Source organism: Streptosporangium sp. NPDC000095, assembly GCF_042899335.1.
Lineage (GTDB): Bacteria > Actinomycetota > Actinomycetes > Streptosporangiales > Streptosporangiaceae > Streptosporangium.
Genome location: NZ_JBIAZS010000007.1, coordinates 272,764 through 291,720 on the forward strand (window position 1 = coordinate 272,764; position 18,957 = coordinate 291,720).

General features: G+C 70.9%; 17 protein-coding genes. 12 read left to right on the forward strand and 5 right to left on the reverse strand.

The window, feature by feature from the left end; translation table 11 throughout:
• Positions 1-52: 52 nt before the first annotated feature.
• Positions 53-1,666 carry an LLM class flavin-dependent oxidoreductase gene (locus ACFY3V_RS18415; RefSeq protein WP_389774608.1) on the forward strand — a complete coding sequence of 538 codons (1,614 nt, stop codon included), beginning with the start codon at positions 53-55 and terminating at the stop codon, positions 1,664-1,666.
• Positions 1,667-1,707: 41 nt separating this feature from the next.
• On the opposite strand, the gene cydB is transcribed toward ACFY3V_RS18415, so the two are convergent.
• The 3 genes from cydB to ACFY3V_RS18430 all read right to left on the reverse strand — a co-directional run bounded on the left by cydB (position 1,708) and on the right by ACFY3V_RS18430 (position 5,553).
• The gene (cydB, locus tag ACFY3V_RS18420) at positions 1,708-2,649 is read right to left on the reverse strand and encodes a cytochrome d ubiquinol oxidase subunit II (protein ID WP_362900135.1); all 942 of its coding nucleotides are present in this window, start codon (positions 2,647-2,649) and stop codon (positions 1,708-1,710) included.
• 11 nt (positions 2,650-2,660) lie between these two features.
• Positions 2,661-4,127, reverse strand: a complete 1,467-nt coding sequence (locus ACFY3V_RS18425) for a cytochrome ubiquinol oxidase subunit I (RefSeq protein WP_350946754.1) — start codon at positions 4,125-4,127, stop codon at positions 2,661-2,663.
• A gap of 553 nt (positions 4,128-4,680) precedes the next feature.
• The gene (locus ACFY3V_RS18430) at positions 4,681-5,553 is read right to left on the reverse strand and encodes a polysaccharide deacetylase family protein (RefSeq protein WP_362900132.1); all 873 of its coding nucleotides are present in this window, start codon (positions 5,551-5,553) and stop codon (positions 4,681-4,683) included.
• A gap of 270 nt (positions 5,554-5,823) precedes the next feature.
• Here ACFY3V_RS18430 and ACFY3V_RS18435 point away from each other — a divergent pair, with 270 nt between their 5' ends.
• From ACFY3V_RS18435 to ACFY3V_RS18475, 9 genes are all read left to right on the forward strand, one after another.
• Positions 5,824-6,891: a fatty acid desaturase family protein gene (locus ACFY3V_RS18435; RefSeq protein ID WP_389774613.1), complete on the forward strand. Its 1,068-nt coding sequence runs from the start codon at positions 5,824-5,826 to the stop codon at positions 6,889-6,891.
• 233 nt (positions 6,892-7,124) lie between these two features.
• Complete coding sequence (locus tag ACFY3V_RS18440) at positions 7,125-7,847, forward strand: carbon monoxide dehydrogenase subunit G (RefSeq protein ID WP_389774616.1); 723 nt, start codon at positions 7,125-7,127, stop codon at positions 7,845-7,847.
• 209 nt (positions 7,848-8,056) lie between these two features.
• The gene (locus tag ACFY3V_RS18445) at positions 8,057-10,849 is read left to right on the forward strand and encodes a Na+/H+ antiporter subunit A (RefSeq protein ID WP_362900128.1); all 2,793 of its coding nucleotides are present in this window, start codon (positions 8,057-8,059) and stop codon (positions 10,847-10,849) included.
• Positions 10,846-11,667: a Na(+)/H(+) antiporter subunit C gene (locus tag ACFY3V_RS18450; protein ID WP_389774618.1), complete on the forward strand. Its 822-nt coding sequence runs from the start codon at positions 10,846-10,848 to the stop codon at positions 11,665-11,667. The genes ACFY3V_RS18445 and ACFY3V_RS18450 overlap by 4 nt, the downstream gene beginning before the upstream one ends.
• Entirely contained in the window at positions 11,667-13,262 is a 1,596-nt protein-coding gene (locus ACFY3V_RS18455; RefSeq protein WP_389774621.1) for a Na+/H+ antiporter subunit D, read from the forward strand. The genes ACFY3V_RS18450 and ACFY3V_RS18455 overlap by 1 nt, the downstream gene beginning before the upstream one ends.
• Positions 13,259-13,819 carry a Na+/H+ antiporter subunit E gene (locus ACFY3V_RS18460; RefSeq protein ID WP_362900122.1) on the forward strand — a complete coding sequence of 187 codons (561 nt, stop codon included), beginning with the start codon at positions 13,259-13,261 and terminating at the stop codon, positions 13,817-13,819. The genes ACFY3V_RS18455 and ACFY3V_RS18460 overlap by 4 nt, the downstream gene beginning before the upstream one ends.
• Positions 13,816-14,076: a monovalent cation/H+ antiporter complex subunit F gene (locus ACFY3V_RS18465; RefSeq protein ID WP_362900120.1), complete on the forward strand. Its 261-nt coding sequence runs from the start codon at positions 13,816-13,818 to the stop codon at positions 14,074-14,076. The genes ACFY3V_RS18460 and ACFY3V_RS18465 overlap by 4 nt, the downstream gene beginning before the upstream one ends.
• Entirely contained in the window at positions 14,073-14,405 is a 333-nt protein-coding gene (mnhG, locus tag ACFY3V_RS18470) for a monovalent cation/H(+) antiporter subunit G (protein ID WP_362900118.1), read from the forward strand. The genes ACFY3V_RS18465 and mnhG overlap by 4 nt, the downstream gene beginning before the upstream one ends.
• A gap of 25 nt (positions 14,406-14,430) precedes the next feature.
• Positions 14,431-15,330: a hypothetical protein gene (locus ACFY3V_RS18475; RefSeq protein ID WP_389774626.1), complete on the forward strand. Its 900-nt coding sequence runs from the start codon at positions 14,431-14,433 to the stop codon at positions 15,328-15,330.
• Between the two features lie 8 nt (positions 15,331-15,338).
• Here the strand turns inward: ACFY3V_RS18475 and ACFY3V_RS18480 are convergent, their stop codons facing one another.
• A complete protein-coding gene (locus ACFY3V_RS18480) occupies positions 15,339-16,322 on the reverse strand; it encodes an MBL fold metallo-hydrolase (RefSeq protein ID WP_362900114.1) in 984 nt (327 codons plus the stop codon).
• A gap of 322 nt (positions 16,323-16,644) precedes the next feature.
• A complete protein-coding gene (locus tag ACFY3V_RS18485; protein WP_362900112.1) occupies positions 16,645-17,526 on the reverse strand; it encodes a serine hydrolase in 882 nt (293 codons plus the stop codon).
• Here ACFY3V_RS18485 and ACFY3V_RS18490 point away from each other — a divergent pair.
• Positions 17,525-17,725: a hypothetical protein gene (locus ACFY3V_RS18490; RefSeq protein ID WP_389774629.1), complete on the forward strand. Its 201-nt coding sequence runs from the start codon at positions 17,525-17,527 to the stop codon at positions 17,723-17,725. The two genes, ACFY3V_RS18485 and ACFY3V_RS18490, sit on opposite strands and share 2 nt — an antisense overlap.
• An 89-nt stretch (positions 17,726-17,814) precedes the next feature.
• A complete protein-coding gene (locus tag ACFY3V_RS18495) occupies positions 17,815-18,939 on the forward strand; it encodes a LysR substrate-binding domain-containing protein (protein WP_389774632.1) in 1,125 nt (374 codons plus the stop codon).
• Positions 18,940-18,957 lie beyond the last annotated feature (18 nt).

The window sequence follows — 18,957 nt, forward strand, 5'->3', positions numbered from 1 at the left end:
CGTCCGGAAGGGACGTGTGTCGCGCATCCGAGATGACGCACCGAGGAGAGACATGCCCGACTACCGGCACGAGTTGTTGTTCGGGACATTCCTGACACCGGTGGCCGACCAGGCCGAGAGGGTCGTCGCGCTCGCCAGGCTCACCGAGCAGGTGGGGCTGGACCTGGTGACCGTGCAGGACCATCCGTACCAGGCACGGTTTCTCGACACGTGGACCCTGCTCTCGGTCATCGCGGCCGGCACCTCGACGCTGCGGGTGTCGCCGAACGTGGCGAACCTGCCCCTGCGCCCGCCCGCGGTGCTCGCCCGCAGCGTCGCGACCCTGGACATCCTCAGCGGTGGCCGCGTCGAGCTCGGGCTGGGAGCGGGCGCCTTCTGGGACGGTATCGCCGCTCTCGGTGGCCCGCGGCTGACCGCGGCCCAGGGGGTCGACGCGCTTGAGGAGGGCATCGAGGTCATCCGGGCCATGTGGAAGGCAGGGGGCAAAGCCGTGCGGGTGGACGGCGATCACCACCGCGTGCGGGGAGCACACCCCGGCCCGGCCCCCGTCCACGACGTCGGCATCTTGCTGGGGGCCTACAAGAGGCGCATGCTCGACATGACCGGCAGGCTCGCGGACGGCTGGCTGCCCAGCCACGCCTACGCCGGCCTGGACGCACTCCCGGCGATGAACGCGATCATCGACGAGGCCGCTCTCGGCGCGGGACGCTCACCCGCCGACATCCGGCGTCTGTACAACATCGGCGGCACCTTCACCGGCTCCGGCCGCGCCTTCCTCCAGGGGCCCGCGGGCGTGTGGGCCGAGCAACTCGCCGAACTCACCCTGGACCAGGGGATGAGCGCCTACATCCTCGCGAGCGACGACCCCGACGACATCCGGCGGTTCGCCGCCGAGGTCGTCCCCGCCGTACGCGAACTCGTGGACGCCGAGCGTGCCGGTTCGCCTACGGCCACCGGCGCGGGCCGGTCCACCGGGGTGAGTGCGGCGATCGTGCGGAGCGTGTCACCGGACGTCCCCGCCCACCCCGCGCCCGCCGCCGTCGCCGCTCCCGGGGGCGGGGTTCCTCCCGCCCTGGGGGTCACGCCGACCCCGGACGACGGCACCCGGCTCTCCGATGTCCAGGTCTGGGACGAGACCACCCGGCCCACCGGTCCCGCTCCCGACCCGGCCCGCACCTACACCCCCGGGGAGCAGGCGGCGGGACGCCATCTCGTCGACGTCCACGACCACCTCCGCCAGGAACTGGCCGAGATCCGGCGGCTCGTCGAGGAGGTCACCTCCGGAGCCATGGATCCCGGCATCGCGCGCTCCCACATCAACACGATGACGATGCGCCAGAACAACTGGACGGTCGGCGCGTACTGCGAGTCCTACTGCCGGGTCGTCACGACCCACCACACCATCGAGGACCAGAGCCTCTTCCCTCGTCTGCGCCGCGCGGACCCCGGGCTGGTGCCCGTCGTCGACCGGCTGGAGCAGGAGCACCACGTCATCCACGAGGTCCTCGAAGACGTCGACCGGGCGCTGGTCGCCTTCGTCTCCGAACCCGACGGTCACAAGGCCCTGCGGGGCGCGATGGACCTGCTGAGCGACACGCTCCTGTCGCACCTGTCCTACGAGGAGAGGGAACTCGTCGAGCCGCTCGCCAGGCTCGGCCTGCACTGAGGCGGCTGCCTGGGGTGGCCGGGTCGGGGTGGCCGGTGTTCTCAGGAGACCTCGGCGACCAGGCGCTTGCGGAAGACCCAGTACGACCAGGCCTGGTAGCCGAGCACGAACGGCAGCGCGATGAGGCCGATCCAGGTCAGCACGCCCAGCGTGTACGGGCCTGAGGCGGCCTCGGCGACGGTGAGGCCGGGGAAAGGGGCGGGCCACAGGGCGCCGAAGAGGGCGGCGCCGCCCAGCGCGATGGACGAGGCCGTGGCGGCGAAGGCCCAGCCGTCCCGGCCGCGCCAGGTGAGCGCGATCCCGGCGGCGAGGGCCGCCATCGCGGCGAGCGAGGCCGCCCACAGCCACGGGGCCGCCGACCACGCGCCGATCGCCGTGGTCGCGACGGGAATGTTCGACAGCGCCGCCACCGCGGCGGGCAGTGCCACCACGGAGGCGATCAGGGCGGCGCGCCGGGCACGGGAGCGCACCGGTCCCGTGGTCTTGAGCGCGACGAACACCGCCCCGTGCAGCACGCACACCGAGAGCGAGAACACTCCGCCGACGAGGGCGGCCGCCGCGCTGCTCCGCAGCAGATCGGCGAAGACCGCGCCCCACAGGAACGCGGGCAGGGCGCTGCCGACGAGCACGCCCAGGTCGCACCAGACGCGGTCGGAGGCGTGCTGGACCTTGCCGCGCCACTCCAGGCCGACGCCGCGCACGATCAGCCCGACGAGGACCAGCACGATCGGCAGGTAGAACTCGCTGAGCAGTCCGGCGTACCAGGCGGGGAAGGCGGCGAACATGGCGCCGACCGCGGTGATCAGCCAGACCTCGTTGCCGTCCCAGACCGGGCCGATCGTGCCCAGGACCTGCTTGCGTTCGGCCTCGTTCCTCGCCAGTGCGGGTACCAGCATGCCCACGCCGAAGTCGAAGCCCTCCAGCACGAAGTAGCCGGTCCACAGGAACGCGATGACCGCGAACCAGAAGGTGGTGAGTTCCATCGTCGTCGCCTTCAGTACATGAGGGTCGGCTGGAGCCGGGCGTCCGCGTCCTCGTCGTCGCGCGAGGGCGGCGGCGCGAGGGGAGCGGCGGGGGCGGCGGGCTCGGGCCCCGCCTTGACGTGGCGCGTGAGCAGTACCGCCTCGGCCAGCGCGAGCGCGCCGTACAGCGCCGTGAAGACCGCGAGCGAGACGGCCACCTCGGCCAGGCTGACGCCCGGCGAGACGCTCGCGGCCGTGAGCAGTTCGCCCTGGACGGTCCACGGCTGGCGGCCGATCTCGCTGAGCAGCCAACCGGCGATCATCGCGACGGTCGGCAGCGGCAACGCGAGCACGCAGAACCGGGCGAACCAGGTGGGAATCTCCCGGGGGGCGAGGGGGGTGCCGCGCCGCCTGCGGCGGGTGAGCCAGAGACCGAGCACGGAAAGGGCCACCGTGGACAGACCGAAGACGATCATCACGCGGAAGGACCAGAAGACCACCGGCAGGTTGGGCCGGTAGTCACCGGGGCCGAACCGCTCCTCGTACCGCGCCTGCAGGTCCTCGGTGCCCTGGACCACGGCGTTCGGGTCGCCGGTGGACAGGAAGCTGAGCAGCATGGGCACCTCGATCCCGGGGACGGGCGAGAACGCCGCGCCGGCGGTGTCGTGCCGCAGTCCTTCGGCGGCGGCGAGTTTCATGGGCTGCTGCTCGTACAGCAGCTTGGCCGACATGTCGCCGCTGCCCGCGACGAGGGCCCCGGCGATCGCCGTCATCAGCAGCGCGGCCCGCATCGGGGTCCGCCAGATGCTCGGGCCGCCACGCGGCGCCGTCACCGAGGCCGTGCCGGCACCCGGGAGCGCGCCGGCACCGGTGCGGCGCTCGCGCAGGAGGTGGTAGCCGCAGATCGCGAGGACGAAGCCGCCCGCCACGACGAAGGCCCCGGCTATCACGTGGGGCACCTGGGCGAGCGCCGCGGAGTTGGTGAGCACCGCCCACAGGTCCGTCATCCTGGCCTTGCCGTCGACCACCTCGTACCCGACCGGGTGCTTCATCCAGGCGTTGGCGGCGAGGATGAAGTACGCCGACAGGTTGGACCCGATGACCGCGGCCCAGATGGTGGCGAGGTGGACGCGCTTGGGGAGCCTGTCCCAGCCGAAGATCCACAGGCCGATGAAGGTCGACTCCAGGAAGAACGCGAGCAGTGCCTCCAGGGCGAGTGGCGCGCCGAAGACGTCGCCCACGAAGATCGAGTACTCGCTCCAGTTCATGCCGAACTGGAACTCCTGCACGATGCCGGTCACCACGCCCATCGCGAAGTTGATCAGGAAGAGCTTTCCGAAGAACTTCGTGAGCCGCAGGTAGTGCTCCTTGCCCGTCCGGTGCCAGGCGGTCTGCAGGCCGGCCACGAAGACGCCGAGACCGATCGTGAGGGGTACGAACAGAAAGTGGTACACGGTGGTCACCCCGAACTGCCACCGGGCCAGGTCTAGTGCGTCCATCTTCCCCTTGCGTTCCCTTCGCGGGCCAGGAGCTCTACGACTCGTAGTTCTACTTCTAGTAGTACTACGGCTTGTAGAGCAACGGGAGGGAGAGGCGCCGCGAACCGCTGCGATCTTTGTCACATGGCCCGGTGGGAGACCGCACTTCTCCGTCGAACCAAGATCGTCTCTGTCGGCTCGCGACGCCGGATCTTCCTCGTGCCCCCGAGAATCCCCTCTCGGGCGCCCCTCGCGCGCAGGACATGTGTTCTGCCGGGCCCGGCGATCCCCGCGCCCGCTTCCCCTCGGGGCGTGGCTCAATGATGGGCCGGGCGCCCTCTCCGGGACGTCCGTCTCCTGGGGGATTTCCGGGTACGCCGGGCGGTGGACCCGCTGTCCGGTACGCGGCCGAGATCGCTTGGAGGGTTACGCCGGGCGGTGGACCCGCTGTCCGGTACGCGGCCGAGGCGGTGGACCCGCTGTCCGGTACGCGGCCGAGGCGGTGGACCCGCTGTCCGGTACGCGGCCGAGATCACTCGGTGGGCCGCGGCCTCCCGCTGTGCGCCGAGATCGCTCAGCGGGTCGCGGCCTCCAGATACGCGTCGAGGTTGCCGATCTCGAAACCCCGGCGCTTGATCTTCGCGACGAGGATCCCGAAGTCGCGGGCGAGGTTCGGACGGAAGTGCAGCAGCAGGACGTCTCCGGGGCGGAGCTTTTTGTCGGGCACCTGGTAGGCGATCTTCCCGCCCGGCTGCACGGTCGCGGTCCAGAGCAGGAGCGCGTCGATGCCACAGGCCTTGGCGGCCCTGCGGGTGAGGGTGTTGTGGTTGCCGAACGGCGGGCGGAACAGGGTGGGGGTGGTGCCGGTGTGCCTGCGGATCAGCTTGGAGACGCCGCAGATCTCGGCCTTCTGGCCCTCGTAGCCGAGCGCCGGCAGGTTCGGGTGGGTCAGCGTGTGGTTCTCGATCGTCGCCCCCGCGTCGCGCAGGTCGCGCACGTACCCCCACTTGCCCGCACCGAGGTATCTGCCGCCCTGTGCGGTCGGGTCGGCCGCGCCCTTCGCCTCCACGGCGTCGCGGGTGACGAAGGCCGCCACGGGAATCCGCTGGTCCCGGATTCGCGCCACGAAACCGGGATCCTGCTCCCAGCCGTCGTCGATGGTGAGGAAGACGACCTTCCGCTTGGTGGGAATGGAGCTGATCACCGGAGGCAGGCCGTCGCCGGGGCGGGGGATCCTGCCCACCTCGCCCGGCCTGGGCCTCACCCCGGGAGGTCCTGTCGGTCTCACCGCCTGCTCTCCTGGGGTGGGCTTCGAGGCTCGGGAGGCGCCCGGCGCGGAGGTGGCACCGTCCTCGCCCGCACCGTCGAGGCCGGTGGCACACCCGGCGCTCACCGCCAGAGCCGTCGCCGCCGCCGTTCTGACCGTCCAGTATGTCCCCGATGCCATGGGCGACCATCCTGCCAGCAGCCGGGAGCCCGGCCTAACGCCGCTGAAAGCGGCGAATGTGATTACTTCCATGACTACCCTGCGGCAACCCCTAAATCCGTATATTTGCCGGGGTAGGGTCAGCACTACCACAAGCTGGGGTGGAAGCGGGGGTTTGTGATCACAGCTACCGCGCAATCCTAAGATGGCCGTCCTGCTTGGTTGACGCAGATCTGTGCCCTCCTTGCTGACGCAATCATGTCGAATGATCCGGCCCATTTGAGGAGAAGCGTGTCCAACTCAACCGCGATCGATGACGAGGACCTTCCCGCCATCCCGGCAAACGGGGAGCGGGGCAGTGATTTCGCCCGCCTGTCGCGCCGGATCGCCAAAGCCGGTCTGCTCAACCGGCGCCCCGGTTACTACGCCGCGCGACTCGGCCTGGTCGCCGCGGCCTTCGTCGGCGGCTGGGCCGCCTTCTTCGCCCTCGGCGACTCGTGGTACCAACTGCTGGTGGCGGCCTTCCTCGCGGTGGTGTTCGCCCAGATCGGGCTCGTCGCCCACGACCTGGCCCACCGTCAGGTCTTCCGCTCCCGCCGCTCCAGCCAGCTCGCCGGACTGGTGGCGGGAAACCTCGCCATCGGCATGAGCTACGGCTGGTGGATGGACAAGCACACCCGTCACCACGCCAATCCCAACCACGAGGACCACGATCCCGACGTCAGCCCCGACTTCCTGCTCTGGTCACCCGAACAGGCCGCCGTCAGCAAGGGGTTGCCCAGGTTCATGGGCCGCTGGCAGGCGTTCCTGTTCTTCCCGCTGCTCACGCTCGAAGGGTTCAACCTCCACGTGTCCAGCGTCCGGGCGCTGGCGCGCCCGACGATGAAGAACCGCGTGCTGGAGGCCTCGCTGCTGGTCGTGCACGCCGTCCTGTACGTGGGCGCGCTGTTCGCGGTGCTGTCTCCCGCCAAGGCGGTGGTCTTCTTCCTCCTGCACCAGGCGATCTTCGGCGTCTACCTGGGCTGCACCTTCGCCCCCAACCACAAGGGCATGCCGATGCTCAGGGGCGAGGACAAGCTCGACTTCCTGCGGCGCCAGGTGCTGACCTCGCGCAACGTGCGCGGCGGCGTGCTCCTCGACGTCGTCCTCGGCGGGCTCAACTACCAGATCGAGCACCACCTCTTCCCGAGCATGCCGATGCCCAACCTGCGCCGCGCCCAGCCGATCGTCCGGGCGTACTGCGAGGAAGTGGGGGTCGACTACCTGGAGTCCGGGATCGTCAGCTCGTACGCGCAGGCGCTGCGCCACCTGCACGACGTGGGCGAGTCCCTGCGGGTGAAGAGTCCCGCGCCCGGCTAGTCCGGTTCGGATCGGTCGGTTCGGCCCGTCCCGCGGGGCCTCGCGTTCGGCCCGTCCCGTGCGGGGCCCCGCGCTCCGCAGGCGCGAAGGCCCCGCCCGGGACGCCGAGGCGGCGTCCACGGCGTCGGCGCAGCACTGACACAGCACTGACACAGCACTGACAAGGGCGGGGCGCGGCGGCGGGCAGATGTTGCTGTTATCCGCCCGACCGGCGATTGCCTATGGTGCTTGGTGTGAAGCTCGCAGGCAGTGCCGTGCTCGGCATCGACAGAGATCGTGTGTGGTCAGCGCTCCAGAACCCGGCCGTGCTAGTACGCACGATCCCGGGGTGCGAGCGCCTTGAGGAGACGGGGCCGGACACCTACCGGATGACCGTCACCGCGGGGGTGGCCTCCATCAAGGGCGTCTACCAGGGCGAGGTCGCCCTGTCGGACCCCGAGGCGCCGGAACGGTTCGTGCTCAGGGCCCGGGGCCAGGGCGCTCCGGGAACCGTGGACGCCACCGTGGAGATCCGCCTCAGCGAGGTCGAGGGCGGCACCCGGGTCGACTACGACGCCGAGGCCGTGATCGGGGGCATGATCGGCGGCGTCGGCCAGCGCATGCTCGGCTCCGTCGCGAGGAAGACCGCGGGGGAGTTCTTCTCCGCGGTGGAGAGCCATCTCGCCTCCGGAGGGGTTCCCGCCGTTCCCGCCGGCCGCGCCCTCGCCGAGATCGCGCCGGGCGGCGAATCATCGCTCGCCGCACCCGCCGCCCTCTCGTCCGCCACGCCGGCATCGTCGGCCGGGGCGGGCCAGGCCGGAGCCGCGCACGTCTTCGAGCGCCCGGTCCCGCCCAGGGAGACCAAGTCGGGAGTCCCCGCCTGGTCGCTCCTGGCCGCCTTCGGGATGGGCGCGGGCGTCGCGCTCGGCGGCGCGGTGATCGGCTGGTTGCTCGGCCGTGGCGGCGGAAAGCGGTGATGTCGCTCACAGCCGGAGCAGGATGATCGTTTCCTTCGCCCGCGCCGCCGGAGATGTGAATGGCCCTGCCAGCAGGAATGCTCATGGAGTCGATCATGGCTCGGTGGAGAGCGGGCGCTCCCCGGCCAGGCGGCCCGCGAGTTTGACCTGTCAAAGTCGGGCCTTCTAGGATCCTGGCGTACGTCTGCCACGACGGGTCACGGGGGAACATGGAGCCGCTGCTGATCCTGCACGCCGTGGCGGCGATGCTCGCTCCGGCGTTGGTACGCCGCTTCGGCAGGAACGCGTTCTTCCTGCTCGCCGCGCCACCCGCCTGCGGATTCGTCTACACGATCTGGATCGCCCTCACCGGCATCCCCGTCGAGTCGCACCACGACTGGGCGCCCGGCCTCGGCATGGGACTCTCCTTCCGCGTCGACGCGCTCGCCCTGCTCATGATGGCCCTGGTCACCGGCGTGGGCACCCTGGTCGTGCTGTACTGCTCGCGTTACTTCTCCGCGGGCGCCGAAGGGCTCGGCCTGTTCGCCGGGGTGCTCGTCGCCTTCGCCGGGGCGATGCTCGGGCTCGTGGTCGCGGACGACCTGCTGCTGCTGTTCGTCTTCTGGGAGCTGACCACGGTCTTCTCCTACCTGATGATCGGTCACGACCCCGCGAGCAGAAGCAGCCGCAGGGCCGCGATGCAGGCGCTGATCGTCACCACCACCGGTGGCCTCGCGATGCTGGGCGGCATGATCATACTCGGCGAGTCGGCGGGAACGTACCGCATCTCGCAGATCGTGCAGAGCCCGCCGTCCGGCGGTCTGACGGCGGTGGCGGTGGTGCTGATCCTGGTCGGAGCGCTGTCGAAGTCGGCGGTCTTCCCGTTCAGCATGTGGCTGCCCGCCGCGATGGCCGCGCCGACCCCGGTCTCGGCCTACCTGCACGCCGCGGCGATGGTGAAGGCGGGCGTCTACCTGCTCGCCCGCCTGGGCCCCGCCTTCGGGGAACTCGCCGCCTGGTGGTGGACCGCCGTACCCCTGGGCCTGCTCACCATGCTGTTCTGCGCCTGGCGGGCGCTGCGCGAGCACGACCTCAAGAAGCTGCTCGCCTACGGCACGGTGAGCCAGCTGGGTTTCCTGACGGTGCTGTTCGGCGCGGGCACCCGCGACGCCGCGATCGCCGGGGTCGGGATGCTGCTCGCGCACGCGTTGTTCAAAGCCTCCCTCTTCCTGGTCGTCGGCGTCATCGACCACTCCACCGGCACCCGCGACCTGCGCAAGCTGAGCGGTCTGCGGCGTTCGGCGCCCTGGCTGGCCGTGGTCGGCACCGGGGCCGCCGCCTCGATGGCCGGCATCCCGATGTTCCTGGGGTTCGTCGGCAAGGAGGCGGCCTTCGAGTCGCTGATGACCGGGCGGGGCATCGACACGGCGGTGCTCGCCGGGGTCGTCCTCGGCTCCGCGCTCACCGCCGGCTACAGCGCGCGTTTCGTGTGGGGCGCCTTCGCCGCCAAGCCCGGTGTCGAGCCGGTGGACGTGCGCTCCTTCGGCGCCGCGGAGTTCGTGCCGCCCGCGCTGCTCTCCGCGCTCGGCCTCGCCGCCGCCCCGTTCGCCGCCCTGTACGGCGGGGCGATGGAGAGCTACACCGACACCTTCGCCGGGCCCGGTCACGGCACCCACCTCGCGCTGTGGAGCGGCGCCCTGGTGCCGCTGCTGCTCTCGGCCCTCGCGCTGGCGGGCGGAGCGCTCCTGTTTCGGTTCAGGGAACCGGTGGCGCGGGTCGGGGAGTCCCTGCACGTGATCGACTCCGGCCGGTCCTACTGGGCACTGGTCCGCGGGCTGGAACGCTTCTCCCTGCAGCTGACCGGCGTCGTCCAGCGTGGCTCGCTGCCCGACTACCTCACGATCGCGTTCGTCTCGGTGGCGGCGGTGGGGGTCTTCTCACTGAGCTACGGCCCCGGATTCGACCTCGGGCTGGACATGGTGGTCTGGGACCGCATCGAGCAGCCCGTCATCGGCGTGCTCATCGTCGCCGCGGCGGCCGTCGCGCTCCGGATGCGCTCGCACGTCGTGCTCGTGCTGCTGGCCGGCCTGACGGGGTACGGCACGGCGTTGCTCTTCCTCGTCCACGGCGCGCCCGACCTCGCGCTCACCCAGTTCCTCGTCGAGACGCTGAGCCTGGTCGTGTTCGTGCTGGTGCTGCGGAGACTTCCCCTCGGGCCGAGGGAGGACCGGGGCCGGCTGTCGTTCGGCGTGCGGCTCACCCTCGGCATCGTGAGCGGTCTCGTGGTGGCCGGGGCCGGCATGTTCGCGATGAACGCGCGGCAGGCGATACCGGTCGGCACGCTGATGGCCGAGGCGGCGCAGGAGGCGGGGGCCGCCAACATCGTGAGCGCGCTCCTCGTCGAGATCAGAGCCTGGGACACCATGGGGGAGAGCTCCGTCCTCGTCGTCCTCACCCTCGGCATGACCGGCCTGGTCTTCCTGCGCAGCCGGGCGCACGCGACGCAGCCCCCGCAGCAGAGAGCCGACGAGGAGAAGCCCAGGACGTACTGGCTGGCGAACACCCAGCCCGCCGGACAGCGGATGGTGATCCTGGAGTTCGTCGCCAGGGTGACCTTCCACACCGTGATGCTGGTCTCGATCTTCCTGCTGTTCACCGGGCACAGCGCGGTGGGCGGCGGGTTCGCCGGAGGCATCGTGGCCGGTCTCGCGCTGGTCCTGCGCTATCTCGCCGGAGGCAGGCACGAGCTGGCCGCCGCCGTGCCGGCCGCCCCCGGGGTGCTGATCGGTCTGGGCCTCCTGCTGTCCACGCTCACCGCGCTGGTGGGGCTGGTCGCGGGCGCAGGGGCGCTGGACATGCTCGCCGCCGATCTGTACGTCCCGCTGGTCGGCAAGCTGCACCTGTCGACGGTGCTCCTGTTCGACATCGGCGTCTACATCACGGTGATCGGCATGGTGCGGGACATCCTGCGCAGCCTGGGCTCCGAGCTGGATCGGCAGATCGACGAGGAGGAGAGCCGGTGACCGCGCCCGTAGTGCCGCTCCTGGTGGTCGCCGTGCTCGTGGCCGCGGGAGTCACGCTGCTGCTGGAGAGAAGCCTGGTCCGGCTGCTCGCCGGCGTCATCATGCTCAGCAACGGGGTGAACCTGCTCATCCTCACCGTGGGCGGGCCGCCGGGAGCGCCACCGATCCTGGGCACGACGGAGCCGGAGCGGATGGCCGACCCGCTGCCGCAGGTCATGGTGCTCACCGCCATCGTCATCACGCTGGGCGTCACCGCCTTCCTGCTCGGCATGATCCACAGGTCCTGGCAGCTCACCGGAGCCGACGAGGTGCAGGACGACACCGAGGACCGCCGGGTGCGGCTGCGTGCCAGGCGGGGCGAGCTGAGCCAGGCCGTACTCGACCGTCAGGCGGCCTACCAGCAGCTCGTCCTTGAGCAGCGCGCCGAGCTGGCCCGGCTGGAGGAGGAACACAACGAGTGGGAACGCAGGGAGGCCGAAGAACTGGAGCAGCGGATCCTCGACGTCAACGCCGACCTGGGCCGCTGGCTGCAGGCGCACAAGAACGACGAGTTGTCCGCGGAACGGCTTGCCGAGCGGTTCGCCGAGGCCCAGCAGGCCGAGGACCTCTCCAAGGAGGAGCGGGAAAGCCGCCTCAGTGAGGTGCGTGCCGAGTTCGCCCGCAGAGAGCGCGAGCAGGCCGCGCGCGAGCGTGAGATCCGCAAGCGGCTCCGCGTCCGACAGCGCGACGCCCGCAGGCAGATGCGCGCCGCGATCCGGGAGGACCGGGCGCGACAGGCCAGGGCACAGGATCCCGAGCTCGAGGGGGAGGAGGACTGATGGAGGCACTCATCCCGGTGCCCGTGGTGCTGCCACTGCTCGCCGTCGGCCTCAAGCTGGCCATCGGCAGCAGGCTGCGCAAGCTCCAGGCGCTGATCAGCGTGGGCACGCTCGCGGTGGTGCTGGTCGTCTCGCTGATCCTGCTGTGGGCGGCGGACCAGGACGGCCCGCTGGTGGCCCATATCGGGGGCTGGAGCGCGCAGATCGGCATCGCGCTCGTCGCCGACCGGCTCTCCACGCTGATGCTCGCGGTCTCCTCCGCGGTGACGCTCTGCGTGATGATCTACTCCCTCTCCCAGTCATGGGCGGACCAGGACTACAAGGCCTCGCTCTCGATCTTCCACCCGGCTTACCTGATCATGGTCGCCGGAGTGTCGGACGCCTTCCTCTCCGGTGACCTGTTCAACCTCTTCGTCGGGTTCGAGATGCTGCTCGGCGGCTCGTACGTGCTGCTCACCTTCGGCGGGACCGAGTCCCGCATCCGGGCGGGCGCCACCTACACGGTGGTGGGACTCGCCTCCTCACTGCTCTTCCTCGTCGCGATCGCGGTGACCTACGGCGCCACGGGCACCGTGTCGATGGCGCAGCTGGCCGAGCGGTTCGCGGTCCTGCCCGAGCACATCAGGCTGCTGATCGAGCTGATGCTCCTGCTGGTCTTCGCGGTCAAGGCCGCGATCTTCCCGATGTCGGCATGGCTGCCCGACTCGTATCCGACCGCGCCCGCTCCCGCGACGGCGCTCTTCGCCGGTCTGCTCACCAAGGTCGGCGTCTACTCGATCATCCGCCTGGAGGCGCTGCTCTTCCCCTGGGGGCCGGTGAGCAACCTGCTGATGTGGGCGGCGCTGCTGACCATGCTCGTCGGGGTGCTCGGCGCGGTGGCGCAGAGCGATATAAAACGAATGCTGTCCTTCACCCTGGTCAGCCATATCGGCTACATGGTGTTCGGAGTCGCCCTGTTCAGCGCCCAGGGGATGGCGGGCGCCGTTTTCTACGTGGCCCACCACATCACCGTGCAGACGAGCCTGTTCCTGGTGACCGGCATGATCGAACGCCGCACCGGCACCACCTCCCTGGACAGACTCGGCGGCCTGGCGAAACTGTCACCCGTCATCGCGGTGCTCTTCTTCGTGCCCGCGATGAACCTGGCGGGCATCCCGCCGTTATCAGGCTTCCTGGGCAAGCTCGGGCTGATCCAGGCCGGGGTGGCCGACGGTAGCCCGATGGCGATGATCCTGGTCGCGGGGGGACTGGTCACCAGCCTGCTCACCCTGTACGCGGTGGCCACGACCTGGAACAAGGCGTTCTGGCGGGTGCCGCCCGAGGGAATGGTCACCGAGGGGGGAACCGTGCTGGAGACCCAGGAGAACGGTGACGGAGAGGGGCCGAAGGGGGCGCCGGTCACGAACGGGAACGAGGCGATCGTCACCTCCGTCACCCTGCCGAAGCTCATGTTCGCCTCCACGGCCGCCCTGGTGGCGCTCGCCCTGTCCTTCACCGTCCTGGCCGGTCCGCTGCACGCCCTGTCCGAGCGGGCCGCAGAAGAACTCCTGGCCCGCGAACCGTACATCTCCGCGGTGCTCGGCGGTGGGCGATGAGCGAGTCCCGTCCGGCGTTCACGGTGCTGAAGCTGCTGGGCAGGCCCGTGCCGCTGCCGCAGGTGCTCTGGCTGACGCTGATCTGGCTGATGCTCTGGGGCGACCTGAGCGTGGGCAACGTGCTCGGGGGCCTGCTGGTCGGGCTGCTCCTCGTGTGGCTGATGCCCCTGCCGCTCCAGGACACCGGCATCCGGTTCCATCCCCTCGGCATCGCGTGGTTCATCGTCCGCTTCATGCGGGACATGGTGATCTCCAGCTCCCGAGTGATCTTCTGGGCGCTGAGGCTGGGCAAACCACCGCCGATCCAGATCGTCGAGGTGAGGTTGCGCACCTCGTCGGAGCCGATGGTGGTACTGGTGACGGTGGCGCTGTCGGCGCTGCCGGGCAGCCTGGTGCTGGAGGCGAACACCCAAGACAAGAAGCTCCTGCTCCACGTGCTCGGCATCTCCGGCGACCTGGAGACGGTCCGCCGGATCACCCAGGACGACGTGACCCGGCTGGAGAAGCGCATCGTGGCCGCCTTCGGTACCCGAGCGGACCAGGAGGAGGTGCGATGACGACGGTTTACCTGATCGTTCTGGCGATGCTCGCCGTCGCGGCGGCGATGACGCTCTACCGGCTGGTGCGCGGCCCGACGATGCTGGACCGCGCCGTCGCGCTGGACGTACTCACCGCCGTCGTCATCTGCGCGGTCGGTGCGGGGGCGGCCGTCTACCGGGAGTACTCCGTGCTGCCCGTGCTGCTGGTGCTCTCCCTGCTGGGATTCGTCGGCTCGGTCTCGCTGGCCAGGTTCTTCTCGGGACGTGCCCGGTGAGCGCCGCGATGGACGTGGCCGCGGCCGTCTGCCTGCTGCTGGGGGCGACGCTGGCGTTCGCGGCGGGGGTCGGCATGGTCAGGTTCCCCGGCACCCTGGCGCGCATGCACGCGGCGACCAAACCCCAGGTGCTCGGCCTGCACCTCATCCTGCTCGCCATGTGGCTGCGCGACCCCAGCTGGAAGATCGCCGGTGTCATCGTCCTGGTCGCCGTCTACCAGGTGGTGACGGCGGCGGTCGCCGCCTACGTGGTGGGAAGGACCGCCCATCTCACCGAGTCGCCACAGGACGACGGCACGGCCGTACCGCACGGTGACACTCGCGCCTAAGGATCTCCCGGCGTACCGTGTCGGTATGCGTGATGCACGTGCGGAGGACGCGAGGACCGAGGCCAGACGACTGATCCGTGATCTCCTGGGCGAGGAGCGGCCGGACGCCGCCCTGCTGCTGAGCGAGGCGAGGTCGGCGCTGGGCGCCGACCGCGTCGCGCGTTCCGTCGAGCTCGCGCGCGGCGCCCCCCTCACCCGCAGGTCCACCGAACTCGCCGCGCTCGCCGGTCTGCTGGTCGGCACCCGCGAGCTCGGCGAGCGGTGGTGGCACCAGGAGCGCGGCGACAAGCTGCCCGCGCCCGACGAGGCGCTTCGGACCTCCACGGCGATCGACCCGTGGACCGACCTGACCGTCCTGGAGATGCTCGCCGCCTGGATCGCCGACGACGCGGCCGACGAGGCCTGGGGTCGTCCGGCCGCCGTCACCGACCTCAACTCCTGGCAGGCCGAGGACCGGGTCGAGCTGCCCAAGGACGCGCACCCCGGCCAGCGGGTCGTGGTCTCCTTCGACGCCGGCGGCCGCCTCGACGCCGTGGTCCTGCGCCGTCCCGACGACGAGCTCGGCTCCAACCTCGACTTCGACTCGCTGCGCTACTCCCGCCCCGCCGAGGCCCAGTGGAGCTGGGGCGTCGCCGCCGGGCTCGGCCCCCACCGGCTGGACGAGCACCCCGACCCGTACGAGCGGCCGGTCGACGCCGAGGCCGCCGCGGCCCTGCACACCTGGGCGCTGCGCCACGGCGCCTCCGCCGAGCAGGCCGGTGAGGTGTGGCGCGACAGGGGCGATGTCGTCGCCTCCATCGAGCGGATCGACTGGATGTGGCGCAGCGGCGAGTGGTTCGCCTGGTGGCGCGGGGTGTCCGCCCTGGTCGACGGCGAGCCCGAGCAACTGGCCGCCCGCCTGCAGGAGATCGCCTCCGTCTCCTGACGCGGACGTCAGCCGAAGGTGTGCGGTGTCAGATAGTCCGGGATCACGACCTTCGTCGTGGGGCTCACCCTGCGCACCGCAGCGACGAACTCGGCGAGGCTCTTCTTCGACTTCTCGTCGGCCTGAGGAGGGTTGCGCAGAGCCACCTCGAAGTTGTCCCAGTGCACCGGCACGACCACCCCCGGCATGTCCAGGGCCTTCAGCAGGCGCGGCACGTAGTCGTACGTGGACGACGAGGAGGTGGTGGGAATCATCGCGACGTCCGGGGCGAGACCGCTGAGGTTACGCTCGACGAAGTCGCTGCCTCCCATGAAGAAAACCGAAGGACCGCCCTTGACCGTCACCTGGAACGCCAGGGTGTCGCCCTCGGGCAACTCGGAGATGTTCTTCGGCCTGCGTTTCGGCCTGGTCAGCCGGACACCGGGAAAGAGCATGGAGTAGTTGGCGTTGCGGCTGTGCAGCGACGCCACCACCTCGACGACGTAGTCGCCGAAGTCCAGGACCTCTCCGCCCTTCACCGGGCTGAGCAGGCTGTCCTTCACGTCGTACGCCAGGGCCAGGTTGCAGGTGGTGGCGGTGCCGACCACCCGCGCCCCGGTCGAGGTCGCGATGTGCGGGACGTCGTTGAAGTGGTCCCAGTGCGCGTGCGTCACCAGCACCACCTGTGGGGTGCCCGTGTGCCTGCGGACGGCCCCGGTGTCGACCTTGAGCGATGTGGCGGGATCGAACTTACCCGCCGCCAGACCGGTGTCGAACCGGGTCACGTACGGGTCGACGAGGAGCGTCGACGATCCCACATCCACCCGCCAGCCCGACGTGCCGAGCCAGCGGAACGTCGCGGAGGTCTTCTTCCCACCCTGACCACTCTGGCCACTCGGACGCGGGGTCGCGGCCCCGGTGGGGGACGGGGACAGGAGGGTTCCGGCCATCGGTGCCAGCACGGCCCCCGCCGTCGCGGTACGCAGGAAACCTCTTCGATCAAATCGGGACATGTCTCCCCTTGGGTGCGTGTGAACATACGGCCGTCGTCCAGGCATCCCGGGGACGACCGTCGGCCGCGTGCGGCCCGATGAGGACCCAACCATCGCCGCACCGGCCGCGTCCAAGATTCGCGACCGTCGCCTCCCATAGGCGAACACGTATCGGAGCAGGTGAAACGGGGTCCCGGCGGCCCTCGGGGCGGCAGAAGCCGCCTCGGCCGCGATGTGCCGGCGGCGGGAGTCGCCGGGCTCGTCAGCGCGTCGCCGGAACTCGTGTCGGCGGGACTTGAGGGGCTCGTCGACGCGGGCTCGTCGACGCGTCGGCGGGCAGGGCTCACCCGGCTCGCAGCGCGTCGACGGCGGTCCGCGCGGCCTGGCCGATCGCCAGGTCGACGTCGAGACGCCGGGTGGGCAACTCACCGCTCCGGGCGAAGACCGCCACCGCGTAACTCTCCCCGGAGGGATACTCGACGACCCCGGCCTCCATGTGCAGGCTCGGCAGCGTCCCCGTCTTGGCCGCCACCCGCGTACCCGGCGGGAAACCCGAGGCGATCCGCGTCCAGAAGATCTGTCGTGTCAGGTAGTCGCGGACGGCCGCGCACGCCTCCGGCGGCCCCGCCTCGTCGCGCCAGATCAGTCCGAGCAGCCCGGTCACGTCGCGCGCCGTGCTGGAGGTCGTGCGATCGGGGTCGAGGACCCGCAGCCCCCGAACCCGCTCTGGGGACAGCGTCGGGAAGATCCGCGCGAACTCGGCGTCGTCCCGCGCCCCCACGTCCGCGAACATCGACTCCAGCACCTGCCTGGGCCCGCCGATCACACGCGTGCGCTCCAGTCCCAGCTCCGCGGCGAGCATCCGCACGGTGTCCAGGCCGATCCTCCGCATCAGCAGGTCGGCGGCGGTGTTGTCACTCACCTGTACGGCGAAGTGGACGAGATCACGCAGCGACATCTCCACGTCGTCCGCGCATCCGGCGGTGCCCCACCCGCCGAGCCTGTCCTCCGCCGTCACGAGAACCCGCTCGGCGGGGTCGAGCTGGCCTGCCGCCGCCTGACGGGCGAACTCCAGGACGAGGAGCACCTTGAAGATCGAGGCGATCACGACCTGCTCGTCGGCGCGTACGGCGATCTCACGGCCCTCGGCGATGTCCAGCGCGTGCAGGTGCCCCTCCACCCCCGCGGACGCGAAGATCTCTGCTATCCGTTCCTCTGGCGACATGCCCGCCACGCTATCCAGTCCCGCGCCCCTGTCCGGACCCGCCGCCGGGTTCCCGCCCGTGCTCGCCCCGGGAAGCACGCCGGGACCCGCCACCGGGTTCCCGCTCGCGCTCGCCCCGGGAAGCACGCCGGAGCCTGCGGCCGGGTTCCTGCCCGTGCTCGCGCCGGGAAGTCTCCGGGACCAGCCACCGGAGCCCTGAGCCTTCCCGGACCCGCCGCCGGAAGCCTGTTCTGACCTGCGGCGCGACGCGGGTGCGCGGGGCCGTGGGCGATCGCCTATCGTGACGCCGTGGACCTCACCCGGCATCTGCGGCACTTCCTCGTCGTCGCGGAAGAACTGCACTTCGGCCGTGCCGCGGAGGTGCTGGGCATCGCGCAGCCTCCGCTCAGCCAGTCGATCCAGAGGCTGGAGCGCGAGCTCGGCGCGGAGCTGTTCGACCGCTCGCGCCGGCAGATCGAGCTCACCATGGCGGGACGGCTCCTCGTCGGGGAGGCCGGACGGTTCCTGGCCGGTGAGGAGCGGCTGCGGACGACGATGCGCCAGGCCGCCGACGGTGAGCTGGGAACTCTGCGCGTCGGGGTGCCCCCGGAGATGCCGGCCGTGACGCTGCACGCCCTGCTGGGACATGTCGGGGAGGAGACGCCGGGACTGCACCTGGAACTCCACGAACTCACCACCCCGGAACAGCTGCGCGGCCTGGCCTCCGCCCGCCTCGACGCGGGTCTCGTGCACCACCCCGTCGAGGTTCCCGGTCTGCGGTCCGGCCCCGTCGTGGAGGTCCCGCTGGGCGTGGTGCTGCCACGTACCTCCCCCCTGGTACTGACGCGGCCGGGCTCGCGACCCGAGCCGGAGCAGGATCCATGGCCGCAACAGGACCCCGGGTCCGTCTTCGGTTCCCGGCCGGAGGCCGGAAGCGGGGCGAACTCCAGGCCGGACCCGCAGCCGGGCTCGCGGCCGGAGACGCGACGGCCGAGGGGGCGGCCGTGGGAGATCGCGCTGGCCGACCTCGCCGGGCACGACCTCGTCGTCTTTCCTCGCGAGACCTCCTCGGCGTGGTACGACCGGATGCTCGATGTCTGCCGCGCCGGGGGTTTCTCACCCGTACGCCTTAAGCACGCCCGCAACCCGGAGTTCCTGCTGGGGCTCGTGCTGGCCGGGCAAGGGGTGGCGTTCGAGCAGGAGGCGATAGCCCGCAGGGAACCCCGCCTGGTCTGGCGCCCTCTCGCCGGTAACCCCCTCGTCCGAGGGATCCACGTCGTCTGGCCGGAGCGGTCGGCGCACCCCGCCGCCGCCAGGTTCGCCACCCTGGCCACCGAGGTCCTCACCCGGGACGCCGCAGGGACACCACGGGTGGCGTCCGGGACGTCACCGTCGCCTACGCCCCGCCCCTGGTCCGTCATCTACACCCCCTAGTTTCCTCGTCCCCGGCGG